The sequence below is a fragment of the Chryseobacterium jejuense genome, from assembly GCF_017877355.1.
Classification (GTDB): domain Bacteria; phylum Bacteroidota; class Bacteroidia; order Flavobacteriales; family Weeksellaceae; genus Chryseobacterium; species Chryseobacterium jejuense_A.
On record NZ_JAGIPR010000011.1, the window covers coordinates 1 to 25,507 of the forward strand.

Below are 25,507 nucleotides of genomic sequence, written 5' to 3' on the forward strand. Positions count from 1 at the left end.
AACGGTTACCCCGCAGCACGCGTAAGCCTTAGCTTTGGCGCGAGGAGTATGAGTGGATAGCGGGATCAAGCTCCTGATAAATTTCGAGAGTTTGAAAGCCTGGGTGCTGGAAAGTAAGAAAAAGTAAAAGAAGGTAAGGAAACGGCAAGGTGCTGGAGTCCTGATTTAAGTAAGAGTGTTTTTCAAATGATGGAATTAGAAAAAACGCCTGATAAAAAGCTTATATACAGAGTATCCTATGAGACAACCCACCGTATCTGCAACAATGTCCAATGTTTCCATGGATCTTCCCAATCCCATTTCTTCCTGCAGGATCTCTGTGAGGAAGCCATATATAAGGATGATCTGAAAAAAGTAAAAGAATTTAATTTTAGGAAATGCAGCAATGAAAGAAAATCCTAAAGCTGCAAAAATGCTTACGTGCAACACTTTATCGATACCGCTGAACATAAACCAGTATTCATGATTCTCTTCTCCTGGTTTGAGAAGCATATAAGTAAGAAATGCCCAATAAATGGGCAATATCTTACTAAATATTTTTGAAATTTTATCCAATGATCGCTTGGTAATCTTCTGCAGAAAGTAATTCTGACTGATCTGCTCCATCAGCAAGTTCTAACTTGATAATCCATCCGTTTCCATAAGGATCTGTATTTAACAATTCCGGTTGGTCTTCTAATTCTGAATTGAATTCGATCACCTTTCCTGAGATAGGCAAGAATAAGTCTGAAACAGTTTTTACTGCTTCTACACTTCCAAAAACGTCTCCGCCATTAAGGTCATCATCTACTGTATCTACGTCTACATAAACGATGTCTCCAAGTTCTCCCTGAGCAAAGTCTGTAATACCGATTGTAGCTACATTACCCTCAATCTTGATCCATTCGTGATCTTTAGTGTACTTTAATTCTGATGGTGTGTTCATTTTTAAATTTTTATTTTCTACAAATGTATTCAAAATTATAAAAGGTTCAAAGCCTTAATAGGCATCTTCATTAAATTTTGGCTGTAAATAAAAAAATCGCTGCAAATGCAGCGATTTAGTTCAAATAATTATTTTTTTATAATCTTATTTGGATAGTTCTTTCCAGCTGAATCTATAAGGGTTACCATATAAATCCCGGCAGGATACTGAGATAAGTTAACCTGAACAGCATTCAAGGATGAGAGATCTTTTGTTATGATCTTCTTACCATCTAATGAATAAACGTCTAATATTTTGAACTTTTTCCCGTTAAAGTCAATATTCACATGTCATATCTGTAGGCAAAGGTTCACTTTTTCCGTTATAAAATCACTTCTTGTTAGATTTTAATTCATTGACTTCTTTTATCAACTTATCATTATTCTCCTGAAGTTTCTTAAGTTGTTTGTTCTGCTCTATTGTATAGAGAGTTAGCTCTTCTATTTTCTGCAATAACTTAATCTGGAATTCACCCACATTCACACCTTCTTTTTCCATTTCTTTTGCAGAAGCTATTTCCGGAAGGTGTTTCTTTTCTTTGATATGCTTTTCAATGGCTTCTAACTTGGGTAGCTCATAGTTTTCATCAAATACAAAATCGGCTGTTGGCGTTAAGGTAACTTTAACTTCTTTTGCTTCTAACTTACCTTGGATAGCAACATTACCATTTTCTTTCCAGCTCAAAACATTGAATTCATTATCATCTTTCTTAATTCCTAAACCTCCACCTGTCCAGCCATAAAGAAAAGGACCATCCAATAAAGAGTTATCACTATTATTCCTTTTATATTTCAAACCATGGGCTGAAACATTCCCCACCAGCTGGATAGGGAATCCACCAGCAATATTGATCCCTCCTGCAACATCAAATTTGACTTGAGGATTTATTGTTCCCACACCAACATTTCCATTTTCACTTATAGTTAACATAGGATTTTCATGATTCCCTTTTGAAACTAACCAATATTGAGTCCCTAAATTTCCAAAAAACCAATTATTAGTACCATCCAACAATCTAGATTGTATACCTTGCGTGAATCCTCCTGTGTCAGTATTTCTCTGTAAAACAACAGTCGGAGAATAGTTTTTAATCTTCAGTTCAGTAAATTCTTGTTGTGCTGATAGCAGAGATGACATCATTACAAAAGCGAATAATTGCTTTTTCATTTCTTATTCAAAATTTTTCCGCGAAGATAACAATTAATTCAAAATACCGTGGATTATTAAATAAAATTAAAGCCTCTTTCTTTTCAGAAAGAGGCTTTATTATAAAATTTATGTTATTTCTAGAATCCGCCGCCGGAATCCCCGAATGTAAATGTTGCAGAGATCCCTGCTCTAATCGTAGACAGCGGGAAGGCTGTTGAGATCTTATACTTCGAGGTCATCTGTTCGTAGAAGACTCTCAGGTTTAAGTTTTCTGAGACATTATAGTCTGCCGAAAGCTTAATATTAAGAAGTCTCTGCCCTCCTGTAATCTGTGAATCATTCAACAGGATATTCATAATGGAAGTTCTACTATCTCTTAATGAAATATCTCCTCTGATATTAAGGTCACTTCCTTTTCCTCTGGTTCCTCTTCCTCTGACGTTGGCTGTACCTAACCTGAAGTTACGGACAATGTATCCTAGTCTTACGACATATTCCGTATTGGAATCCTCGGTTAGCGTATGGTTTACCAATCCTAATACCATCATTCGGTTTTTGTTGTACTGTAATCCGAACTGCATATTATTTCTCATGGTAACATCTATCCCAAGAAGTGGTGAGAAAGATTCTACATAACCTACCTGAGCGAAAGTATAAGGGTTAATCTTATCTCCATCATTCAGCTTAATATTACCTGCGTTATCTACTGTCTGATAATATCCTCCCGGGTTACTATGGTAATCAATATTACTTTGAATTCCTGTTGCTGTATAGGTTGCTGTATAACCATGTAAAATATCAAACTTGGTGAACTGCCCGCTAATTATTGGAATGTTCTTTAACCCTGAATAGGTAATCCTCCAGTTTGGCAACGGCATTCCAGCTTTTTTAGGGTTACCTATCGGAGAAACAGATTTCCCTTCAAGAGCTGCTCTGAAAGCAGGAATCAGCACATAAGCATTCGCAATACTATAATGTTTCGCAAAACCATCATTTCCTATTTCTGCATTTGGACCTCCTAACTGTTGTGAAAGCTGTATTGCATTTTCTCTGATTGCCTGATATATTGCTGCACCATCTTTAAATGATGAGTTCAGAAGCATCGTTGAATTTGAATAGGTCACCATATCCGTTGCAAATGTAAAATCAGGATTAGGAATACCTCCATTGACATAATTAAAGCCAGAGTGTGTGAAATTGCTATTGAAATTATGCAATACATTCAGGTCAATTCTGAAATCATTCATCGGCATTACCTGCAAGTTTGCCCTCAATTCTTTGGTTGACATTCTTACATAGGCATCAGTCATATAATTAGAGTCACTTACCCAGCCATTTTCCATGACGGTTCTTCTGATATCTGCCTGAGATCCTAACAGGAATCCAATGGTAGGACCACCCAATGTTTGTCCGGAACCATACCAGTTAGGAGCTGATAATAACCCCGGAAGCACTGTACCGTTATTTTCTGTATAACTTACATCCAACTGCTTGAATGAAGTAAGGAAAAACGCTGCACTTTGAAGTGGGGTAAGCTTATTTTTGAATTTATACTTCTTATATCTGTATCGGTTCTTTTCCCATTGTTTTGTATATACATTGTTCAGGGAATCCATTTCCTGCTTACGCTTCTGAAGTTTGGTATTAATATTTTTGAAATAATTAAACTGTCCGAAGAATTTAGGAATATCTGCTGTTGCAGTAGCCTGAATAACATTGGTATTCTGGCCAATAGAACCTAAGCTTTCCACTTTATTATTGTCCGGATTCACCATTCCGTATAATGCGGTACTTCTTGCATTCCAATTATACGTAAATCCGTATCCTACTTCCGCATCAATAAAGTCCAGATAAGGCAAATACTGGAATGGCAGTTTATAGTTCAGCTGAGCTCTGTGATTATACAATACCGGTCTACCTGCTCTGAATACATTCCCGAAAATTGCTTTATTATTCATCGTATTTACATCGAGGTTATCATTAAGTGTTCTCGTTGCAGAGTTGATTTCCAGCTTTAATGATTTTGTAAAGTTGAATCCTAAACCATATTGCCATCCGAAGTAGAAGTTTCTATTTCTGATCGCATTCATATCTCCAGCTGTATTCCCTCCTAAAATAGCTTCAATGTTTCTAAACTCTAGTTCGTTGTAGTTTCTGTCAATCTCTGTTCTGAAAGATAGTCTTGTTGGAATAGGATTAATGTTGAATTCTTTTACCCATCTCAGATATTTAGTAGATTTTGCAGTATCACTAATCATTTTATTGAAAGGTTTTATCACCCATGGTTTGAAAGTATAGTTATAATCAATATACCCTCTCAGATACTGTCTGTAATTTCTCTTGGTATAAATATCTCTGAAATAATCATCATTATAGACCGCAGTTATTGAAACGTTTTCGATATCATAAAACTTAGGCTTTTTATTCTGATTCACTCTTTCTTTACGCATATTAACAACTCCGATACTTCTTTGCTGTGTATACGTTCTTGCCACTTTTTTCAGCTGCTCTCTGTTGGGAGCCTTACTAAATTCAACGTCGGTATCCAGAGGATTATACTTTGGATCTTCTATTGTTTGCGAGTAAGAATAGTTCAGTGGAATTTTTATCCCTGTTTTTTCCGGTAAAAGTTTATCTACATTAATCGCTGTATTGATACTGAATGCCGATTGGGTAGACTGATTTCTTTCTGCCGGTTTAGAATCAATATTTCCAAATCCTACTGAGGTATATGATGCATTGGTATTAACGGTTGCAAAATCTCCTAAATTGAAATTTAAACTTGCATTTCCTGCGTACCCGCCATCATTTTCAATCTCAGAAAGACGGATTTCGTTAACCCATAAAATTCTGTCCATAGATGTTCCTGGATCTTCTCTAGAAGTGCCATTTTTAACACCAATCATGATAGTGGTTACGTTTCCTAAACTTGGACGCCCTTTGACATATATTCTTTTATAATTATCTCCTTCTTCAAAGTTCGGGTCCAGAAATCGTTGCATAATTTTATCAGCATACATTTTATCTCTTCGGATCTTGGCATCAACAAAATTCTGAATATCAAGATTCACTTCATTTTCCATTGGCCAGATTTCCATAGGAGCTGATGCCGAAGTTGAAGTCAGCTTCAAAGATGCTTCATATTCATAGTAGTTATCTGTAGCATCGTTTCCGAAACGAATAAAGAATTTAGTTCTTTTATCCATTTTACCTACATTAACATCTCTGTTGAATGGGTCATGAGCATGCACAAAAAGTTTTAGCTTTTTGTATCTTCTCATATCAAGACTAGTATTTTTGAATACCCCTTGTGCTTTACCAGGCGTCAACTCGTTGGCTTTCATATATAAGGAAGCCTCATTCTGTCTTTGTGCCCCGGCATTTCCACTTAAAACCTGTCTGTCAATTCCAGGAGGCAATACATAAGGTGGCTGGTTAAGAGCATTCTCTTCTATATTCACACTACCCACCTCAAGTTTTCCTATTTCTGAATCTATTGTTACTCCTTCATTCTGAGCTGGGTCTAATGCTACATTTGAATAAGTGGCAAGACTCTTAGGGTATTTTCTCCAGTCTGATCTTACAAGGTCCATGGTACCGAATCTCAAAGTAGACGTGTTTTCAAATCCTGTAAGCATTAATCTTGCAAACCTCACATTATTAAGTACTGTTTCACTATGAGCTCCCTGTGTTTTATCAAACTTGGAAACCGGAATTCTGAACAGGTACCATTTCACATCTGCAGACTGCCCATTCAGGAAATCTGCTTTTACTGTTTTAACATCAACGATATTATTATCTCCACCTAATGAAAGGCTGGCCTGATCTAATTTTATTGGATATTCATTATAGCTTTCTATCTGATCCAGGTTATAGTCTCTGTTAATATCTTCAGCATCCGGAGTCTGTGAAGATACACTCAGTGAATTTGCTTCAGAGTTTCCATCCGGGTTTCTGAAGTATTTATAACGTTCAACCAATGAAGCGGCCTGGCTGCCTGTAAATTTATCTGACAAATAAAATACAAAGTCATCCACAGCAGGGTCAACAATATTGGTTACCGGATTCACAAAGGTATTTCCAAATCTCATTGCCTCCTGATCTGAACTTAAACCATCATATCCAACATCCTGTGCTTTTCTTCCATCTCCTTCAGTAGAGAATGCATATAGAATTGGCGGTTGTTTTGGCTGTACTCCCCAATTGGAAGTTGTTGTAGCAGATGCCGTTCCTGGTGCAGGAATACCATTTTCATACAACATTTTCCCATCTTTAAGAATATCTTCAGATACGTTCCCTAAGTGTAATAATAATTTCGGATTGCTTCCAAGTGTATTACCATCAGCGTAAGGATCCATCATCCAAAATTCAACGTATTCAATGTTTGAACTTACAAAGTTAGGAACACTGATTGGTCTCATAATCCCCCCCCATCTGCTGAGAGCTGGCTCTGTTCCCGGATTAACATTATAAGGTCCTTTTTCTTTAGGGTAGAAAGAGATATCAAAAGTATTGGTAAAGGTTTGATCTCCCGCTACAAAGTCTCTACTATTATAAATTTCGGAAAGCATTACCCTTCTTGATGCATGGTTGGAAACTGACTGTGGAGTAATTCCTCCAGGGGCTTTCCCTCCAACACCCCAGAATCTTGGGTCAATATAATACCATGATAATAATCCTCTTCCATAACCGCTTGTAATATCATCACTTGTTGGCGGGATATTGAAAGGGGGTTCTGTATTTTTTTCCGGTCTTGATGCTAGACTCCAGGCTGCAGGTTCTTTTAAAGATATTTTAGAGGTTGTCTGCTCAAAATCGTCAATATAAGACTGGTTATTCGTTGCATTATTCAATCCTGGAAGAAGGTATGCAGCTTCCATCTTGAAGTTAATATTGGATGGAGCTTCAGTCTTTATCAATGGAAGCTTATCTGTAAATCGTGTAAGATAAGGCGCCTGATTATTATACATCATATTAATCCCCGCCATTGTATTGTTAACAGCTTCCTGCCCAAAGTTTACCTTTTGGGTAAGCGGAGATTCTGAATAATTAATAACCGTACCTCCTAAAATAAAGTGTTCATTGAATCTTCTTTCCAAGTTTAATCCCAGGAATCTTTTTCTTTGGGTATTGAAAGTAAGCTGGTTTTCCAATGAGATATTAATAGCCTGTCCAGACTGTTTTACGTTCTCATTGATGATCGTAACTGTACCAAGCATATAGTCTACAGTATAGTCTACCCCTTCGGAAAGCTGTACTCCATTTGCAGAAACTTTCACAGATCCCTGAGGCACATTTACTGCTCCAAGGGAAATACCTTGTCCCTGAACCCCTTTGTAACGACCTTCGATGGTGTAACGTTGAGGAACAATGGATTGCCCTCCTGTAGGCTTTATCTGATCGTACAGGTCATGGAAAACATATTGAGGATCATTAGTTCCTAATACCTGTTGCATATAATCCCCGAAAGGCTGTACTTTGGTAAAGATAATCCTGCCGGTTTCCGGTCTGATTGTAACTCCAGGTACAAAATCAAAAATACCGTCTCCTCTAGTTCCATCTTTATTACTCTGGATATCACCATTCATGTTAAGACGGTCCCAATTCAGCAATTTCAATAGATTTACATCTTTAACAGATGTATCCGGAAGGTAATTTACCTTACCTCCGGTTTTCTGGTCTTTATAATATACGTTAAGGATAAACCCATCAGGAGAAACCTGGCCTGCATCTAAAGAATAAATATTCTTCATCATCAGCTTCCACATCGGAGAAGATACATCTACACTGTTGTTTACTTTCAATACCTTCGTAATCAAAACCGGGCTTTCTTCTGAAAACTCCCCTACTTTGTATACTTTACTGCTTCCACTTACCGTATATGAATAGGATACCGCAAGAAGCTGCTGATCATTAAGTTTCTGGTTCAATGAAATATATCCTAATTGTGGCTGGAATGTATATTCATTAGAATTCAGCTTTCTTGCTTTACTATTAAAGATAAAATGCTCACCGTTTACATAAGGAGGTGATCCGGCAAATGATTGCCCCTGATAAACTCCATTATAATCCTTACCGGCTTCTCTTGTCCCTGCCTTTGCTGAGATTTCGTCATATAATCCACTCACGGAGTTATCCGGTAATACGCCTCCAGCAGTACCGCCTTCACCGAGATCTCTGATCCCTATGATTCCTTTCTGATAAGCTAAATTACTGTTTCCCTGATCCAGAACCCAAACCTCAAGCCTGGTAATATTAATCTTGGAATTGACCTGTGGATAATTAACTAAAGCATTATCATATTTATCCAGGAAGTAGTGACCTAAAAAGTAATGTTGGTTCTCTTCATATTCCGTTACATTGACTTTAAAGTTATTCATTACCCCACCACCCTGTACTACAATATTTCTGGCTTCACCCTGTTGTTGGGAAAGAACAACGGTTCCAAATGTTTTTCCTAGCTGGAATTCTGTTTTCACCCCAAACAATGATTGTGAACCACGGATTAAGCTTGTGGAAAGCGGCATATTTACATTACCGAATTCTACTCTTTTAATGATTTTATCTTCACCACCTTCATTAGGTTTATCGACATTTCCAAGACCTTTCTGCTGAAGATCTTTCCAGCTTCCTTTTGCCTGCCATACAAGGTTCATTCTGTTTTCAAAGGCAAAACCACTTTGGGTATCATAATTGGCTTTTAGCTGAAGGTTTTCCCCTACTTTCCCGAGTAATCCAAGCTGGATTCTCTGGTCTATATCAAAAGTAAAGCTGGTCCTGTTCTGTGGTAGGATCAGCGGGTTATCTATTTTCTGGTAAAGTCCTGCGAAGTCAATGGATGCGTATCCGGAAGGAATGATCTCAATTTTATTGCCCCCGAACAGGGTTTCAAATAATTTGTTGTTGATCATTACTGAAGGGATGAGCCCTTTCTTTCTGGCATCACTTTTGTCTTTTCTAAAAAGGAGATTATATTTCTCCGATTTTTCCTTATAGTATGCTCTGGTCTGGAGGGCGAGTACATATTCTTTATACTCTTCCGGAGACATGGCAGTAGGAGGACCGGTAATTGTGTTTCCAATTTTGGGATATACATAGTACATCCCAGTTTTTATATCGAAATAGGCCTCATATCTCGTGGGGTCTGCTACTTCATATTGCTTTCGTATGATCGTTGTATCTTTTGCCTGTTGTGCAAAGGCACTTACAGACATAAACAGGAACGACAGGAACAAAAATATTTTAAAATGTTTATTATTCGCCACCAAATGTTAAATGTTTTTTAAAATTTGTTTAACCAATTCTTCAACCGAGATGTCTGGATTTTGCTTCAATATTCTGTCTGCAATCTTTTCGCTCATCCGCTTAGGAATTCCCAAAACTTCTAATGCAGATAACGATTCTTCCTTGATTTTATTATCCACCAGCACAGAAATATTATCAGCTGCACCACTGAATTTCTGTACTTTATCTTTAAGATCAACGATAATTCTTTCAGCTGTTTTTGCACCAATACCTTTAGCTTTCTGGATAAGCGCACTATTCTTCGAAAGTACTGCAGAAGCGATCTCGTCAAGGCTCAATGTTGATAATAGAATAAGAGCAGAAACCGCTCCCACACCATTAACACTTATTAACAGATTAAACATTTCTTTTTCAGAACGAGTATTAAATCCAAAGAGAAGATGGGCATCTTCACGAATGATCTGCTGAATAAATAAAAAGGTTGGCTGGCTCAAAACCAACGTTTGTGAGGTCATTAAACTGATTCCCACGTAGTAACCAATTCCTTGCACATTAATTACCGCGTAAGTAGGCGTAAGTTCTTGAACAGTGCCTTGTAAAGAAAATATCATTATTAATTTTTAAAACTCCCAAATATAGCAATTTAAACTAATTAATATTTTCATTTCACGTACGAATGATTTTTAACTTAAATTTTGAAGCAATATTCAATCAATTTATAAGAACAATAGAAGATCTCATAAAGCGATAATATTAAAGTCATTTTTCTTAGTATTTACATATGATCAAAAAAACTGCTTAAACGGAGTCTTTTTAATTTTATAATTAGATTTTTTATATAGTTCCCTACTCTATTTACCAACATAGCACAATGCAAAAAAACAGGTTTACCACCATACTTCAAGCTGAAGTCCAAATGATATCCCATTATTTTTATTAATAAGTCGGGTATTAAAATCGGATACTCCGGTATTTCCTACAAAACTGTCAGACCAGTGTGCATAGGTAATAAATGGCCTTAAAACCGGTCTGGAATAGTAGCCATAATCCCAGGAAACCTGAGGGGAAAATGTAACTTTTTGCAAACTCCCTTCTACTCCTGATCTATTATTTTTCATATAATCATTTCCTGCTTCTAATGCCAGATTAAAATGCTTGTTGATATAATATAGATAACGAAAGCCTACGCTAAACAAATTTTTCGACACCTTATTATCAATAATTATCTCATTTTCAACTATATTACCTCCTCCAAAATCGCTGTATTGATATGTGAGTGATGCCTGTATGGCATGTCTTCTCTGGTCATCATAAACAAAATTATTGATCACATCAATAGAACTGGCTTTATCAAGATTATACATTATTTTATTCCCTATATTTTCTGATATTGTCTTTCCTGAATAGGTACTTTCTGTGATTGAACTTCCTTTTCTGAATATGAGTGTAGAAGTATTACTGATCGTTTTTTTAGAGTAAGTCCACCATCCACCCACTGCGTATCCTGTAGATTTGGGGATATTAGTGATATCATCTTCAGTTTTAACGCTATATTGTCCTAAAAGATTAACCTTAGAATGCCCTGAAACTGGAATATCCAGGTATCTGAAGTCTGTTACATAGGAATGAGAATCATTATTTCCATATTTAAATCTCATGAATGCAAGATTCATATTCCCTGAATTTTCGATCTGATAATTTTCCAGCCCTATACCTATTTGAGAATTTTGAGCGGAATTGATCCAAAAATAATCAAGCATTTCTACATTTCTGCGATCATAATATCTTTTTCCAACCCATATATTGGCATTTTTTACGACTTTGTTTATCTTACCATAAAGCTGGGTCGTCTCTGGAAACTGTTTATAATGATCACTTCCAAAGGGAATAAACTTTGCCATCATATAAGTAACCTCATACAGATTTACAGAATCTTTATTTTTGTATCGGTAATTAAACTGAAGTTCCGCATAATGATTGGCTTCATTCCCCATTCTAAATTTATGCATATTATCAGGAGTGATAAAATTGACCATCTGGCCTCCATCTGACCAACCGAATCCTGTTCTTAGGTAACCGTTGGAAGACAACTCATGGGATTTAAAATTAATTTTTTGTGCAGAATGCTGAGATCCCATCATGAGAAGTAGCAGGCATCCCGATGTGGCAAATATTTTTCTTTTCATAGTGTTTCTAATAGATGTGTTCTAAGGGGAACCCACTAAAAACAATACAAACTCTTAACAGAATGAGGACATCTGTTACTTCATAAAAATTCAAAAAATGTTACAGGAATTATAGAAGTCTGAATAACAAAACATTTTAAAATTTCCTTTTTGAATAAGGAACATCATCATGTCTACTATCCATACATTTATAACGAAAGGTATTATCCATCTGGATATCTTTTTATTTTTTCATGCATTTGTATGTTGTGTTTTTAGTAAGTCTTGTGCTTTTATCAAATATATTAAATAATCTCATCACGTTAAAAAAAAACAACAATCATTCATTAAAAACTAAATATTATTATATTTTTTACATTTTTACGCCGTAAAATCAATATATAATTCAAACTAAAATCATAGAAAAAGTAAATTATTAACCCATCCACATCCTTAAAACACTGAAAACAAATAAGTTTACAACTTTTCTTTTCCCGGAAATCTGATCTTATCATTTACAAAACAAAAAACCAGACGGATACTCGTCTGGTTTACTCTCGGTACTGGAAACCGAATTTTATATTTTCATTTATGATTTCTTTTCTCTTCTCTGCGCATCAAGAACGGCAATAGTTGCAAGGTTTACGATCTCATCTACGCTTGAACGCATCTGAAGAACGTGTACCGGTTGTTTTAATCCCATAAGGATTGGCCCAATCACTTGTGCTACTTTCATTCCTCTTAGAATTTTGTAAGAAAGATTGGCGCTTTCAAGATTCGGGAAGATGAATGTGTTGGCTGGTGTTGTTCCCAATTTTGAGAAAGGATAATCACTCAGGTGATCTGCGTTCATTGCAAAATCCGGCTGAATTTCACCATCAACAATCATCTTAGGATATTTCTCATGAAGAATACTTACCGCTTTTGCTACTTTTTTAGAGGTTTCAGAGATGGCAGCAAAGTTTTCGAATCCAAGCATTGCAATTCTAGGCTCAATAGCAAAAGATTTTACTGTAAATTCTGCCATTTTAGCAATATTCACAAGATCTTCAGCCGTAGGATTTTGATTGATAGATGTATCTGCGAAGAAGATAGGTTTCTTTTCAGACAGAATCATCATCATTGCTGCAACTTTATCTACTCCTTTGTCTTTTTCAATCACTTCTAAAACAGGACGTAATACGGAAGTATAATTTTTAGAGAATCCTACGATAAGACCATCGGTATCTCCATGCTTCAGCATTAAAGGGCCAAAATAATCTCTCTGACGAACATATCTCTTAGCTTTGTACTCGTTCATTCCTTTTCTCTGACGAAGTTTCCAAAGCGTTTCTCTGTATTTCTTTCTGTTTTCTTTCTGGTCATCATCACTTGGATCAATGATTGGAATATCCAGGTTGATCCCGTAACGTTCCATCTGTTCCTTGATGTATTGTTTATCACCTAAAAGACTTGGGTAAGCAATTCCTTCTTCATAAAGAATCTGAGCAGCTTTTAATACATTATATTCTTCAGCATTTCCAAGGGTAATTCTCTTCGGATTGGATTTTGCACGACTCTGCATCATTCTTACCAATCTTTCGTCTCTGCCCATTCTGTCTAGAAGCTGGTGCTCATACTCTTCAAAGTCAGTAATAGTTTTTCTTGCTACACCACTTTCAATAGCAGCTTTTGCAACAGCACTTGATACTTTTGTAATCAATCTGTTATCAAATGGCTTTGGAATGAAATATTCTCTTCCAAACTGCAAATTCTGAACGTTATAAGCAAGAATAACGGCTTCCGGTACCGGTTCTTTTGCAAGGTCAGCAATTGCATGTACTGCTGCAAGCTTCATGTCTTCATTAATTCCTGTAGCCTGAACGTCTAATGCACCACGGAAGATATAAGGGAATCCTAATACATTGTTTACCTGGTTAGGAAAATCACTTCTTCCTGTCGCCATAATAACGTCTTTACGGGTTGAAAGAGCCAGATCATAAGCAATTTCAGGATCCGGATTCGCTAAGGCAAATACAATAGGATTCTCACCCATACTTAACAACATTTCAGGAGTCATCACATTTCCTTTGGATAATCCTACAAAAACATCAGCGCCTTTTACAGCATCTTCCAATGTTTCAATATCTGTCTGAGCAATAAAATCTAATTTTTCAGGAGTAAGGTTTTCTCTCTTATGGTTAATTACCCCTTTACTGTCACACATCAGAACATTTTCTTTTTTCAGTCCTAATGAAATATAAAGTTTGGTACAAGCAATGGCAGCTGCTCCGGCCCCATTCACTACCATTTTCACTTTATCAATATCTTTATTGGCAATCTGTAATGAGTTGATTAATGCCGCAGCAGAAATAATTGCTGTTCCGTGCTGATCATCGTGCATCAAAGGAATATTCAATTCCTCTTTTAATCTTTGTTCAATATAGAATGCTTCAGGAGCTTTAATATCTTCAAGGTTAATTCCTCCAAAGGTAGGAGCAATTCCTTTTACGATTTCAATAAATTTATCCGGGTCTTTTTCATCAATCTCAATATCAAAAACGTTGATATCAGCGAAAATCTTGAACAAAAGTCCTTTCCCTTCCATTACCGGTTTTGATGCTTCTGCACCAATATCTCCTAATCCAAGTACAGCAGTACCGTTAGAAATTACAGCTACAAGGTTTCCTTTTCCTGTGTAATCATAGACTGTTTCCGGCTTATCGTGGATTTCCATACAAGGAACCGCTACTCCGGGAGAATAAGCCAATGATAAATCTCTTTGAGACGAGTGTGGCTTGGATGGTATAACTTCAATTTTCCCTTTGGGTTCTGCTTTATGATAATCTAACGCGGCCTGACTAAAATTCTTTTCGTCGCGATTGTTGTTACTTGACATACGTTTTATTTTTTGTTAGAGTATATATTTAATGTGGTAATCTACTAAGCTTTCAATTGGTTTCTGAACTACATGTCCCACATTTAAATTAAGTTCTTCAGCTACAGCGCGTAAAATATTTTCATAATAATAAGCTATGGAGCCAATAAAATTGATTTCAGCATTATAAGCTTCCTGATAAGGCATCACCTGATATTCGAAGAAACTTTTCATCTCTTCGGAAACCATATTCATAAAATAAGGGTGATCTTTTCTTTCGACAACAAATTTATTGAAATCAGCCAAATAAGCATTTGGTCTTGGAGCATGATACATATTTTTCAATGCATCTTCTATGGTAAGGTTATAATCTGCCTCAAATTCATTATGAAGATCTGCAGGAAGTTTTTTCATGAAATATCTGCGCACTAACTGCTTTCCGATTGCACTACCACTACCCTCGTCTCCTATCAGAAATCCAAGTGACGGTAATTCAATCTTAAGATTTTCTCCATCAAAATAACATGAGTTTGATCCTGTACCTAAAATACAAACAATTGCAGGTTTTCCTTTATAGGCAGCATAGGCAGCAGCCATGAGATCTTCTTTAACAATAATTTCAGCTTTTCCAAATACTTTTTTTATCTCAGCTTCTATGATTTCGCGGTTTTTTTCCACGCCACATCCTGAGCCATAAAAAAAGACTTTAGTGATTGAATTCTTTACCAACATCAGGTTGCTGTTCTTCTGAATTTCAGGAGTGATAAGTTCTCTGTTGATAAAATTTGGATTGAATCCGATGGTTTCAGTTTTAAGAAAAACCTTTTTGAAGTCATCAAGAATTACCCAATCCGATTTAGTAGAACCACTATCTACAATAGCAACCATATTTTAGATTTTAATTTAAGGGTGCTAAATTATGAATTTATCTTCAATTAGCCTTTAAAACAATCTGGAAGCTGTCTAAAATCATTAATGTTGAATCTTAGTTTTCTTTTCATTGAATTGCAGAAGCCAGTCTTCAATTTCATCTTCAAGATAGGATGCCTGCAGCACCATAGCATTAATGAAATCATCAGGGACAGGTTCACCATTGGAGTTTTCAAGATTCCAAAGTTCATTGGACATATTTTCATATTCAGAATACACTCGTTTGAAGCGGGAGTTTTCTTTTTCCAGTGCTTCAATATTTTTCTGTTGAAGCTGGAATTTTCTGTATTTGTTTTGACGTTTCATACAAATATTATTATCAATTGGTCATAAAAAATTAGAGTAGTATGCTTTCAACTGCGCATTACAAGATAGGAAAAACCATTATCACAAGAATTTGAAAATGAATTTATTATCAGGTTATAGTAACATCATTCCGGTTATTAAAATTAGAAATAATTTTTATTTAAAAAAATATTTTAACAACTTTTTTCAGTGTTTAACATATAGTTATAAATTTGCATATTCATATTGTAAAGAATCCTGATTTGAAATAATTGAAAAGCATTATGAATACATAGGATTGCAAGGACAACTGATTGTTTCTCTTATAAAACATTCTAGTTTCCAATACAATAAAAGATATATTTTCAGTTTTTTATATTAATTAAATGAAAGAAATACTCATACGCCAGAAACAGGTTTTGTTCTTCATTATTGCCGGAGGACTAAGTGCTATTGTTGAGATTGGCAGCTTCAAAATATTCAGTACTTACCTGCCTCACTTCTTTGCTCAAGAAACTAACTTTCATGGTATACATTATCCTTTAAGCAACATTTTTTCTACCAGCTGCGGAATTATCAGCAACTATTTCCTGAGCATCTGGTTTGTTTTTGAAAGAGGAAAACACTCTAAGAAAAGGGAGTTTGCTTATTTCATGGGAGTTTCATTCATCTCCACTTTATTAAGCCTTGGCTTCTTCCAGATATTTTACAGTTTCATCTTTAAAGATAATATCAATTTAATTTTTTATACCTTGAGTCCGGAAATGATAAGCAAGATTGCAGCAATCCTGCTGGTTTCCATTCTTAATTATTCGGTAAAAAAGAAAGTAATTTTTAACGGTTAAACTGTGGCAAAAATTTTAAATTATCTCTGGAGATTCTGGCTCTTGTTATTAGCATTTGTTCTAACAACCACTCTTGGGATCCCCGTTTATATTTTATCTTTTAGTAAAAAGCATTATAAATACGCTTATAAATTCGTCCGTTTTTGGTGTTTTGGCATGTTTTACGGTATGGGTTTCCGATATGATCTCATCAAGCTTTCTGAACAGGAAAAGGACAAAACTAAAGAGTATGTTTTCATCTCGAACCATACTTCGATTATGGACATCATGCTCACCTGCATTCTTTTTCCGCACCACCCGATTTGTTTTGTAGGAAAAAAGGAACTGGTTAAGATTCCTATTTTCGGAACCATTTATCAAAGGATATGTGTAATGGTAGACAGAACAAGTGCTAAAAGCCGTGCTGATGTATACCGCAGATGTGCTGAAAAAATGGAGGAAGGTAACAGTATTGCCATTTTCCCTGAAGGTGGTGTTCCGGATGATACCTCTATTATTCTGGATGATTTTAAAGACGGTGCATTTATGCTATCCTCAAAACACAACTCTCCTATTGCTGTTTATACCTTTATCGGGCTTAAGGAAATGTTTCCTTTTGACAGTTCTAAAGGCTATCCAGGAAGAGTAAAAGTCTATTTCAATGGAATTATAGAACCTACTGATTCTCCAAAAACCTTAAAATCAGAAGCTTACCAAGTGATTAAAAAAACCTTGATGGAGCATTCTATTTAAAAGAATTAGTTATATTTGTTTGCGAAATCTATAATAAATATGTCAAATTATTCTAAACAAACCAATTGGGCTCAATTCATTCCGTTGGTTACTGTATTCTTCTTTTGGGGATTTGTAGCAGCCAGTAATGATATTCTGATCCCAGTTTTTCAAAAAGCCTTCAATTTATCTCAAACAGAAAGTATGCTGGTCCAGATATGCTTTTATGTAGCGTACACTGTAGGTTCTTTAATTTATATGATTATATCAAAGAGCCTGAAACAGGATTTGATCAACAAAATAGGGTATAAAAACGGCCTTATTGTAGGACTTTTGATTTCTGCATTGGGAACCCTGCTGTTTTACCCTGCTGCCAATATGCATTCTTTCCCATTAATGATCTCAGGATTATTTATTGTAGGTTTAGGATTTTCTCTTCAGCAGATTGTTGCCAACCCTTTAGCTATTGAGGTAGGTCCTACAGAAACAGGATCACAAAGATTAACACTGGCGGGAGGTGTCAATAACTTAGGGACTACTATTGGACCTCTTATTGTTTCATTTGCCATTTTTGGATCTGCTAGTGCAGCTAATACGGAAGCGAGTGTAGAAAGTGTGAAAATCCCTTATCTTATATTAGGGGCAGCTTTTGTTCTTGTAGCTTTAATGCTTAAATTTTCTTCGCTTCCTGCGGTAACGCCAACGAACACCGAGAATACTGACGACACAACCCTGGGAGAACATAGAACTTCCGTATTCCAGTATCCTCAATTGGTAATGGGAATGATTGCTATCTTTGTTTATGTAGGGGTTGAAGTCTCTACAGCAAGTAACCTTCCTGCTTATATGGAAAAAAATCTGGGATTTGAAACAAAAGAAGTAGCTCCTTATATTTCATTATACTGGGCATCATTAATGATTGGCCGTTGGACAGGTGCTGTAGAAGCATTTGACGTGACTGCCGGTTTCAAAAAGATCTTGAGATTCTTAGCTCCTTATTTGGCGTTCGGTGTATTTTTATTTGTAAATGCTATTGCGAACCATGATCTTTCCCCGTTCTATGTATATGGATTCATCATTATTGCAATGATCATCTGTGATATCTTAAGCAAGGGAAACCCGGCAAGAATGCTTTTAATTTTCTCTGTAGCAGGAATTGCGGCACTGCTAATTGGTATGTTTACTACCGGAATGGTATCTGTATATGCATTTACCAGCGTAGGGCTTTTCTGTTCTACTTTATGGCCATGTATCTTTGCACTGGCAATCAACGGACTTGGAAAACACACTAATCAGGGCTCTGGATTCCTTATTATGATGATCATGGGAGGAGGAATTGTGAGTATGATACAAGGATATATCGCAGATATTACGAATATTCACTTCAGTTATATCGTAGGGGTTATTTGTTTTGCTTATCTTGCATTCTATGCGATCCGTGTGAGCGGCATCCTGAAAGCCCAAGGCATTGATCTGGATAAAATTTCTAAAGGCAATGGTCATTAATATACCAAAGACAATATATAAAAAGAAGAGAAATTGGGCAGGTGTATTACTTGCCCAATTTCTTTTGTTTTATGGTTTCTCAAAATCCTTACTGATGATTTCTTTTTTTGAGAAATTCTTTGAACTCCAGAAAAAACTTCATCAGACGGCCTTTAGCTGGCTTCCTTTTTCAGTAGGAGACATTATCTATCTATTACTGGGAATTGTTCTTTTATACAGCCTTATTGCTTTATGCAAGAAGAAAAGCAGGAATACTTCCCTATTAAGAATCCTCATTATTGGAAACATCTTTTACTTTACCTATCAGATATTCTGGGGAATGTTGTATTTCCAGACTCCAATCATTAAAAAACTCTCCAGACAGGATGCTCCTGAAATAAGTAAAGCGAAGAAACTAGCCTTACAGTATCTGGAAAAATGTAAACTCACCCGTGCATCAGTACATGAAGACCATAATGGTATCTTCATTGTTACTAATCTGAAAGCTGTGCAACAGGAAATCCTATTCCAACAAGCCCAACTTCCACACTATATTTCGGATAAAAAGGCGACTCAGGTTCTTGCTATTAAACCTAGCTTATTTAAAAAAGTAATGAACTTTACCGGCATATTGGGATACTACAATCCTTTTACGGCAGAAGCACAATATAACGCAGAATTACCACACACCTACATCCCTTTTACAACAGCTCATGAAAGTTCTCATCAGCTTGGTTTTGCCAGAGAACAAGAGGCTAATTTTATTGGGTATCTAATGGGAATTCATTCCAGTAATCAAGACTTACGATACAGCACCGAATATTTTACCTTAAAAAGTCTTTTACGATATATTGTTGAAGAAGATCCTGAATTTGTAAAATCTGTTATCCGAAATTATTCTCCCGGAATGAAAAGAGATCGTGCTTATGAAAAAAGATTCGCATTCAGACATCAGGGCTGGCTGGATAACTTCTTTGGGTTCACTAATAATCTGTTCCTGAAGAGCAATCAACAGGAGGGTTCAGTGACTTATTCCTATTTTATAGACCTCCTTCTCAACTACGAAAAATAGACATAAAAAAAGAATCGTATCAGGCGATACGATTCTAAAAACACAAATGATGAAAAAAAATTTATTACCTTGACTTGTTCCCTCATTCAAGGCGATGTAAAAGTACGACATATTTCATAAATACAAAAACATTTCTTTCCTTTTTTTAAACTTTATGAAAACTTTATGATTTTTTAAGTTTTTTTGAGTTTGACACACATTAATATGAATCACAATCAAGCCTCGCATATACTATTAAAATAATAAACAAATTATACTTAAACTGCGAAAAATATACAAAATCAAATGTTTGTTTAAACATAAAATATTCCATTTATCTTGTATTTTAAACAAGAGCAAAATTAGAGTTATTCTTCTAAAAATTTAAAATATCTCTACTATTCCACTCCTTATGGTTCACAAAATTTTAAAGGTACTTTTATAAGAGATTGAAATTTAGTTTGAATCAAAAATAATCATTCAAATAATGGTATATGGATTGAGATGATACAGTAGAATTTACCAATACTATAGAGTTCCGCTACTTTTAAAAACAAGTGTCTTATAGTATCTGAACAAATAATCATAAATAATCATTTCAAACAGTCGTTGATTTGAAACAAACATTCTATTGATATGCATATGAAACACACTGGAAAAAAAGCTCTGAATAGAAGTTGAATCATGTTTTATGTGTTGCAGGACTTCTTTAGATTCTTGAATATTATCTAGAATAGCAGCCCTGAACGGAATATAATCCTCTGACTCAACAAACTCCAGATAATTAATAATAAATGTTCTATATTTTTTATCTAACTGATTGTTCAGCTTTTTATCTGCATTGAACTCCTGTTTGAAAGCAATATTATTATCTTTTATCCAATCTAATCTTTCATGGAGTGAAACATCTAAATATTCTAATGTTTTATCAACATAAAAAAGCGTTACCATTATCTTTTCTTCATCATCAAAATGAAGGTAGTCATCAAGTATACTCTCGCTGCTCTTCCAAAATAAAAACTCAGCAACTTCCATAGTTGCTTCTCCATACCGCTCAATTTCCCGCTGATAAATGTCTATTATAAATTCCGATATTTCCCCGGAATCTCTATATTCCTGCAAATAAGCATTTACTAATGAAAGAACCTTAGTAAAATGCTTAAGGTCTGAAAGTTCAAAACGGAGCCGAAGATGAACCCGCGGATCATTATACCGGATAAAAAACCATTTTTTTATTAAGCTTTCCTCCCGAAGTTGCTGCAATAAAGGTATTATAGCTTCCTCCAAAATAATATCCGCTGTTTTTACTCCTGTATAAATTTTAACATACAACCACTCGCTTCCCGGAATAAACTTTCTTTTCATCAATATTTATTTTAATTTATACATTGGAAAAACAAATTCATGCTTAAAACTGTCATTCTCATTAAACAAGAACTCTTCTATCATGATTGTTTTTTTCTTTTTAATGGTGTGAATAAAAAGCATGGCCATATCATAATTTTCAAGGTTCAGTGTTAAAGTATTATCCGATTCTACCCATTGTATCCATGCAGGAATTTTTCTTTTAATTCTCCAGTTTTCCAATCCAGACAAAAAGCAATCTTTGTCTAAGATTAACTCTTCTAAAAAAGCAATATCTTTATCAAAGATCTTCCAGGAAGCTTTTGAAAAGACGATATTTTTATATTCTACTCTTGGAAAAAACTTGTAAATATCTTTTAGCCCACCCCAATTAAAATGTAATCCATTTCTTATTTCCCGGGAATAAAGGTCAGAAAGAAAGTGATAAACCGGCAGGGTATTATGAAAATAATTATGGGCATTCGTCAAATAAGGTCGTATTTCTTTATTAAGCCTTTTAGATCGTAAAACAATTCTATTATTTTTCAGTGAGATATGAAGATCATCCACAGCTATTTGACTTTCTTCCGGCACAACAGACTGCGCCATATAAGGAATTTCGTAAGGTCTTATTGTAGGCCTTCTAACCACATTCCCTATTCTTGCTTCAGGCAAGTGAATCACTTCTGCTAAAATGCACTCGGGATTCAGTGTTTGTTCTTTATCAGCAATAGTTTTTGTTAACTTATGGATTTCAGATTTCTCAGAACAAAATCTCCCTAATAGTGTTGCTGCACTACTTCCTGTACACCCATTTAAGAATAATTTTTCTTTACCATTGTCTGAAATAATCTCCGTCATAAAAGAAATCGTATCGGGTAGATCGTCCCATTTCTCATCTAATCCTTCAAAATCATCATCCGATAACTCTATTTTATACTGGTTTTCTAATAATGCATCCTGTAATTTATCATTAAGAACCTTTTGAACCGGGTTAAGTTCAATACTTAGATTGTTATTTTTTTCAGAATTTGGAAGTATTAAGTCATCTAAATAAGGATGAATTCCCCTTACTGAGGTACTTTGCTTGTAACCAAGACCGATTTCGGAATCAAGAACATACTGCAAGGGTAGTTCCTGACCTTCAAATCGTACATTAAAGTCCTTTTTAAATTTTTCTAAACGGATATCTTTTGAAGGTAAAGTTATTTTATTCAAAAAGCTAAAGGCTGTTTTAAGCTCTTTTTTCCAATAGGGAGATAAGGAAGCTTTATCTTTATGATATAAGTCGGTTTGAAACAAATATTTTTGCTCATATTCTATCTCAAAAGATGCAATGAGTTTCTCGATGTCAGCATAGTTTGAAATGGAATTACCAATATTTTGATCTAATTTATCCAGTTTATTTTTTATAGAAATTAAAATATTGGCTTCATTTACTTTAAGTCTTTGTAAAACAGAAATTATAGTATCTAAAAAGTCTCTTCCTGAAACATTAGGCTCAATTTCGCTTGTGAGAACCTGATTATCGATTAGCTCATCTATAAATTCTGATGCATCTTCTTGGGTTATTTCTTCCGTAATCAGAATCTCTGTAAGTTCATGTATCGTCTTTCCTTGTTTTGAAAATTGTAATACATCTTGTAATTCATCAGAAAGCGGGGCCGATGAGATAATATAATCCCTTTTCCCACCTAAATATTGATATTCTATATATCGGATTTTTGTTCCTACTCTATAAATCGTATTATTAGGATAAAATAAAAGCTTATTTCTTATTTCCAGCGTTTTTACAAAGTATTGAACCAGAGATACCAGAAAATACATATCCAATTTCGTATCCCTAACTAAATAGTCTGCGTATAAATTATCTTCATGTGATGCTCTATTTTTATAATCTTCATTAAATTTTCCCAGCCCAACTCCAGAAAATAAGCCGAATGGAGTACAACGGGTACTCATTCGGCTATAATATTTTAATAAAGTATGTTTTAATTTTTGGTGTTCTTTTTGTGAAAGTGATTTTTCTGCGTGAAGCCATCTGGTAATTTCCTCGTGCAAATCAGGTGAAGCCAAATAAATGGCTTCCAGAAATTCTGAATGATCAGCAAATTTATTTTTTAATTCTTCATCTGAAATTTCGTCTTTATTTATTACTTCAAGAAATTTTTTGCTTGAAAATAAAGGAGTACGAACAATATATTCATCGAAAAATTGATAGGGAAAACGAGACATTTACTTTTTTATTTCTGTCTTGGGTTGATAGTCAGGATGTCCTAATTGCCATAATGCAAATTCAAACATATCTCCGATGTTAGCATATCGTTGTGCTATGGGTACATTACCAGCATGCCCTCCTTCAAAATCAATTTTCAATAGGATGGGACTATCAGAAGTATTATCTGCTATTAATTTAGCTGCAAATTTTGTAGGCATCCATGGAGTTACTCTCTGATCATTCATTCCTGCAGTGATAAAAGTAGCAGGGTATTTTGTCCCTTTCTTAATATGATGATAAGCGTCCATCTCTAACAACCCTTTAAATTCTTCAGGATCTTTTACAGAACCGAATTCTTTTGGCTGGCTATTAACTGCTGCTTCATCTCTAACCATATTCAATGCTCCTACTTCCGCAATAACAGCTTTAAAAAGATCAGGTCTTTCAGTCATTGCCCGGCCTACAGTAATTCCTCCAGCACTGGCTCCCCAAATAGCCACTTTCTCTTTTGAGGTATATTTTTCATTGATTAAATATTCTGTACAGTCTATTAAATCCCTCCATGTATTAGGTTTTGTTCCTTTAAAGCCTGCTAAACGCCATTGCTCTCCTTTTTCACTTCCTCCTCTTACATGGGCAATAGCAACCATACCTCCTTCATTTACCCATAATAAATAAGTTTTTGCAAAAAAAGGAGTACTGGATATTCCATAAGATCCATAGCTGTCAATTAATAGTGGGTTTTGGCTATTTCTTATGATGTCTTTATTATAAATTAAGGAAACTGGAACTTCTTCACCATCCCTTGCTTTTATAGTAATTTCTTTAACTACAATATTTTTAAATTCAGGATATCCTGCAACAGGAGCAAGATTCTCTGGTTTGAAAGTATTTGTTTTTACATCATAGCTAAAACGTTGTTCATCATTTGCCCAACCAGAACATGTTATCCATATATCAGAAAACTTTTCACCTTTATTTTCTAATCCAATGTTTCCAGATGGATAAGGAATTTGGATAGGATTATCTTTTCCATCTTTATATAAATATAATTTAGCTTCTACTCCATTTCGGGTAGTAGTATAATAAATACCATCTTTGGTTACTCGATAACTTTTAATGATTTCATCCTTCTTTTCAGGGACTAAAACCTCTGCATTTTTGAAATCAGGGTTATTAATATTGGTTTTACAAAGCTTAACAAAAGGGGAATTATAGCTTGATAGAAAGATAATCTGGTCTTTTCGTATGTCTAAATTCTTTGCTTTATCACTTGGATCAGATAAAGCCTTCCAATTGTTCTTACCTTCCAATAAATCTTTTTTCTTAATGATATATGTTTTTCTGTAAGTTTGATAATCTACTACCATTCCTAGATAATAATCCTGATCTAAGTCAAAGTTCAAAATCATAGGAAACTGATCCTCAGTTATATTTAGATTAGGGTTATTTTTGGCAGAAAAAACCTCACGAATAGAATTAGGGTTTGTACCTATTTTATATAAAACGGTCCGAGTATTTCTATAGAAATTTTTAGACTTAGAATCTGTCACTGAAAATGCCACATAGAAAAAACCACTGTTATCATCTGTCCATCTTATTCCATCAAAGGAAGCAGGAGCACCATTAGTAATAATTTCAGGATGAATATATTTTGTTTTAACATCCATAATAATTACATCTGCCAATTCATTTCCTTTTTCAGACATTGAAATAGCAATTTTACTACCGTCCCAACTTGGACTTATATAATTGATAACAAAATTATGATTGAGTTCTGAACTTTTATAATTAGCGGGATCATAAAGCAATTTTTCCTTACCAGAAAATCCATCCCGATAATACAATTTATCTACTTTTTCATCCCCGTTTTTCTTTAAATAGAAATATTTATTACTACCTGATATTTTTAAATTAGATACAGAATTACCTTGCCTTTTATCAATCTCCAGTCTTTTCTCTAAATAATAATTCTTTTTAGGAATCAGATCAAGAACAGAATTGGTGTAAGCAGTCTGGGACTTCATCCAATTAAGAGTTTGAACATCTTCTACATTTTCCAGATTTCTGTATTCATCAACAATATTAGTTTCAAAATACCTATCAGTAACAGGTTTTGAGGGAGCTAAATTTGTTTTTTGAGCGTTAATGAGAATAGATAATAAACAGATAATAACAAATATTTTTATTTTCATTTTACAAATTCATTTTCAGTCCACCATTTTATATTTTAGGTTTAATAGTGAGTCGGTATAACC

General features: G+C 34.9%; 17 protein-coding genes. 4 read left to right on the forward strand and 13 right to left on the reverse strand.

The window, feature by feature from the left end:
• Nucleotides 1-195 precede the first annotated feature (195 nt).
• From J2772_RS18960 to J2772_RS19005, 10 genes are all read right to left on the reverse strand, one after another.
• Nucleotides 196-522 carry a VanZ family protein gene (locus tag J2772_RS18960; RefSeq protein ID WP_245365271.1) on the reverse strand — a complete coding sequence of 109 codons (327 nt, stop codon included), beginning with the start codon at nt 520-522 and terminating at the stop codon, nt 196-198.
• Nucleotides 523-547: 25 nt separating this feature from the next.
• Entirely contained in the window at nt 548-925 is a 378-nt protein-coding gene (gene gcvH, locus J2772_RS18965) for a glycine cleavage system protein GcvH (protein ID WP_045492676.1), read from the reverse strand.
• A 128-nt stretch (nt 926-1,053) separates the two neighbouring features.
• Nucleotides 1,054-1,251 (reverse strand): T9SS type A sorting domain-containing protein, encoded by a 198-nt coding sequence (locus tag J2772_RS24430; RefSeq protein WP_209919480.1) that lies wholly within the window; start codon nt 1,249-1,251, stop codon nt 1,054-1,056.
• 43 nt (nt 1,252-1,294) lie between these two features.
• Nucleotides 1,295-2,131 (reverse strand): hypothetical protein, encoded by an 837-nt coding sequence (locus tag J2772_RS24215; protein WP_245365272.1) that lies wholly within the window; start codon nt 2,129-2,131, stop codon nt 1,295-1,297.
• Between the two features lie 119 nt (nt 2,132-2,250).
• Nucleotides 2,251-9,327 carry a cell surface protein SprA gene (gene sprA / locus J2772_RS18980; RefSeq protein WP_209919719.1) on the reverse strand — a complete coding sequence of 2,359 codons (7,077 nt, stop codon included), beginning with the start codon at nt 9,325-9,327 and terminating at the stop codon, nt 2,251-2,253.
• A 57-nt stretch (nt 9,328-9,384) separates the two neighbouring features.
• A complete protein-coding gene (gene ruvA, locus J2772_RS18985) occupies nt 9,385-9,969 on the reverse strand; it encodes a Holliday junction branch migration protein RuvA (RefSeq protein ID WP_209919482.1) in 585 nt (194 codons plus the stop codon).
• Nucleotides 9,970-10,245: 276 nt separating this feature from the next.
• Nucleotides 10,246-11,544: a carbohydrate porin gene (locus J2772_RS18990; protein ID WP_209919484.1), complete on the reverse strand. Its 1,299-nt coding sequence runs from the start codon at nt 11,542-11,544 to the stop codon at nt 10,246-10,248.
• A 568-nt stretch (nt 11,545-12,112) separates the two neighbouring features.
• The gene (locus J2772_RS18995) at nt 12,113-14,401 is read right to left on the reverse strand and encodes an NADP-dependent malic enzyme (protein WP_209919486.1); all 2,289 of its coding nucleotides are present in this window, start codon (nt 14,399-14,401) and stop codon (nt 12,113-12,115) included.
• Nucleotides 14,402-14,416: 15 nt separating this feature from the next.
• Nucleotides 14,417-15,268 carry a BadF/BadG/BcrA/BcrD ATPase family protein gene (locus J2772_RS19000; RefSeq protein WP_209919488.1) on the reverse strand — a complete coding sequence of 284 codons (852 nt, stop codon included), beginning with the start codon at nt 15,266-15,268 and terminating at the stop codon, nt 14,417-14,419.
• A gap of 84 nt (nt 15,269-15,352) precedes the next feature.
• Nucleotides 15,353-15,616 carry a hypothetical protein gene (locus J2772_RS19005; protein ID WP_045492657.1) on the reverse strand — a complete coding sequence of 88 codons (264 nt, stop codon included), beginning with the start codon at nt 15,614-15,616 and terminating at the stop codon, nt 15,353-15,355.
• Between the two features lie 365 nt (nt 15,617-15,981).
• On the opposite strand from J2772_RS19005, the gene J2772_RS19010 reads away from it, so the two are divergent.
• The 4 genes from J2772_RS19010 (at nt 15,982) to J2772_RS19025 (ending at nt 19,708) form a co-directional block, all read left to right on the forward strand.
• Complete coding sequence (locus J2772_RS19010) at nt 15,982-16,440, forward strand: GtrA family protein (protein WP_209919490.1); 459 nt, start codon at nt 15,982-15,984, stop codon at nt 16,438-16,440.
• A 3-nt stretch (nt 16,441-16,443) separates the two neighbouring features.
• Nucleotides 16,444-17,172, forward strand: coding sequence for a lysophospholipid acyltransferase family protein (locus J2772_RS19015; RefSeq protein WP_209919492.1), 729 nt, complete (start codon nt 16,444-16,446; stop codon nt 17,170-17,172).
• A gap of 39 nt (nt 17,173-17,211) precedes the next feature.
• Nucleotides 17,212-18,657: an MFS transporter gene (locus tag J2772_RS19020; protein ID WP_209919494.1), complete on the forward strand. Its 1,446-nt coding sequence runs from the start codon at nt 17,212-17,214 to the stop codon at nt 18,655-18,657.
• A gap of 94 nt (nt 18,658-18,751) precedes the next feature.
• Nucleotides 18,752-19,708 (forward strand): DUF3810 domain-containing protein, encoded by a 957-nt coding sequence (locus J2772_RS19025; RefSeq protein WP_317194518.1) that lies wholly within the window; start codon nt 18,752-18,754, stop codon nt 19,706-19,708.
• Nucleotides 19,709-20,215: 507 nt separating this feature from the next.
• Here the strand turns inward: J2772_RS19025 and J2772_RS19030 are convergent.
• The 3 genes from J2772_RS19030 to J2772_RS19040 are packed head-to-tail and all read right to left on the reverse strand — an operon-like array spanning nt 20,216 to nt 25,444.
• Nucleotides 20,216-21,052 (reverse strand): thiopeptide-type bacteriocin biosynthesis protein, encoded by an 837-nt coding sequence (locus J2772_RS19030; RefSeq protein WP_245365274.1) that lies wholly within the window; start codon nt 21,050-21,052, stop codon nt 20,216-20,218.
• 6 nt (nt 21,053-21,058) lie between these two features.
• Nucleotides 21,059-23,266, reverse strand: coding sequence for a lantibiotic dehydratase family protein (locus tag J2772_RS19035; RefSeq protein ID WP_209919498.1), 2,208 nt, complete (start codon nt 23,264-23,266; stop codon nt 21,059-21,061).
• The gene (locus J2772_RS19040) at nt 23,267-25,444 is read right to left on the reverse strand and encodes a prolyl oligopeptidase family serine peptidase (protein ID WP_209919500.1); all 2,178 of its coding nucleotides are present in this window, start codon (nt 25,442-25,444) and stop codon (nt 23,267-23,269) included.
• Nucleotides 25,445-25,507 lie beyond the last annotated feature (63 nt).

What these genes read in the sequence shown, in the direction of transcription:
- gcvH (WP_045492676.1), bottom strand. Translation starts at nt 925, where the DNA reads ATGAACACACCATCAGAATTAAAGTACACTAAAGATCACGAATGGATC.
- J2772_RS24215 (WP_245365272.1), bottom strand. Translation starts at nt 2,131, where the DNA reads ATGAAAAAGCAATTATTCGCTTTTGTAATGATGTCATCTCTGCTATCA.
- sprA (WP_209919719.1), bottom strand. Translation starts at nt 9,327, where the DNA reads ATGTCTGTAAGTGCCTTTGCACAACAGGCAAAAGATACAACGATCATA.
- ruvA (WP_209919482.1), bottom strand. Translation starts at nt 9,969, where the DNA reads ATGATATTTTCTTTACAAGGCACTGTTCAAGAACTTACGCCTACTTAC.
- J2772_RS18990 (WP_209919484.1), bottom strand. Translation starts at nt 11,544, where the DNA reads ATGAAAAGAAAAATATTTGCCACATCGGGATGCCTGCTACTTCTCATG.
- J2772_RS18995 (WP_209919486.1), bottom strand. Translation starts at nt 14,401, where the DNA reads ATGTCAAGTAACAACAATCGCGACGAAAAGAATTTTAGTCAGGCCGCG.
- J2772_RS19000 (WP_209919488.1), bottom strand. Translation starts at nt 15,268, where the DNA reads ATGGTTGCTATTGTAGATAGTGGTTCTACTAAATCGGATTGGGTAATT.
- J2772_RS19005 (WP_045492657.1), bottom strand. Translation starts at nt 15,616, where the DNA reads ATGAAACGTCAAAACAAATACAGAAAATTCCAGCTTCAACAGAAAAAT.
- J2772_RS19010 (WP_209919490.1), top strand. Translation starts at nt 15,982, where the DNA reads ATGAAAGAAATACTCATACGCCAGAAACAGGTTTTGTTCTTCATTATT.
- J2772_RS19020 (WP_209919494.1), top strand. Translation starts at nt 17,212, where the DNA reads ATGTCAAATTATTCTAAACAAACCAATTGGGCTCAATTCATTCCGTTG.
- J2772_RS19025 (WP_317194518.1), top strand. Translation starts at nt 18,752, where the DNA reads ATGATTTCTTTTTTTGAGAAATTCTTTGAACTCCAGAAAAAACTTCAT.
- J2772_RS19030 (WP_245365274.1), bottom strand. Translation starts at nt 21,052, where the DNA reads ATGAAAAGAAAGTTTATTCCGGGAAGCGAGTGGTTGTATGTTAAAATT.
- J2772_RS19035 (WP_209919498.1), bottom strand. Translation starts at nt 23,266, where the DNA reads ATGTCTCGTTTTCCCTATCAATTTTTCGATGAATATATTGTTCGTACT.
- J2772_RS19040 (WP_209919500.1), bottom strand. Translation starts at nt 25,444, where the DNA reads ATGAAAATAAAAATATTTGTTATTATCTGTTTATTATCTATTCTCATT.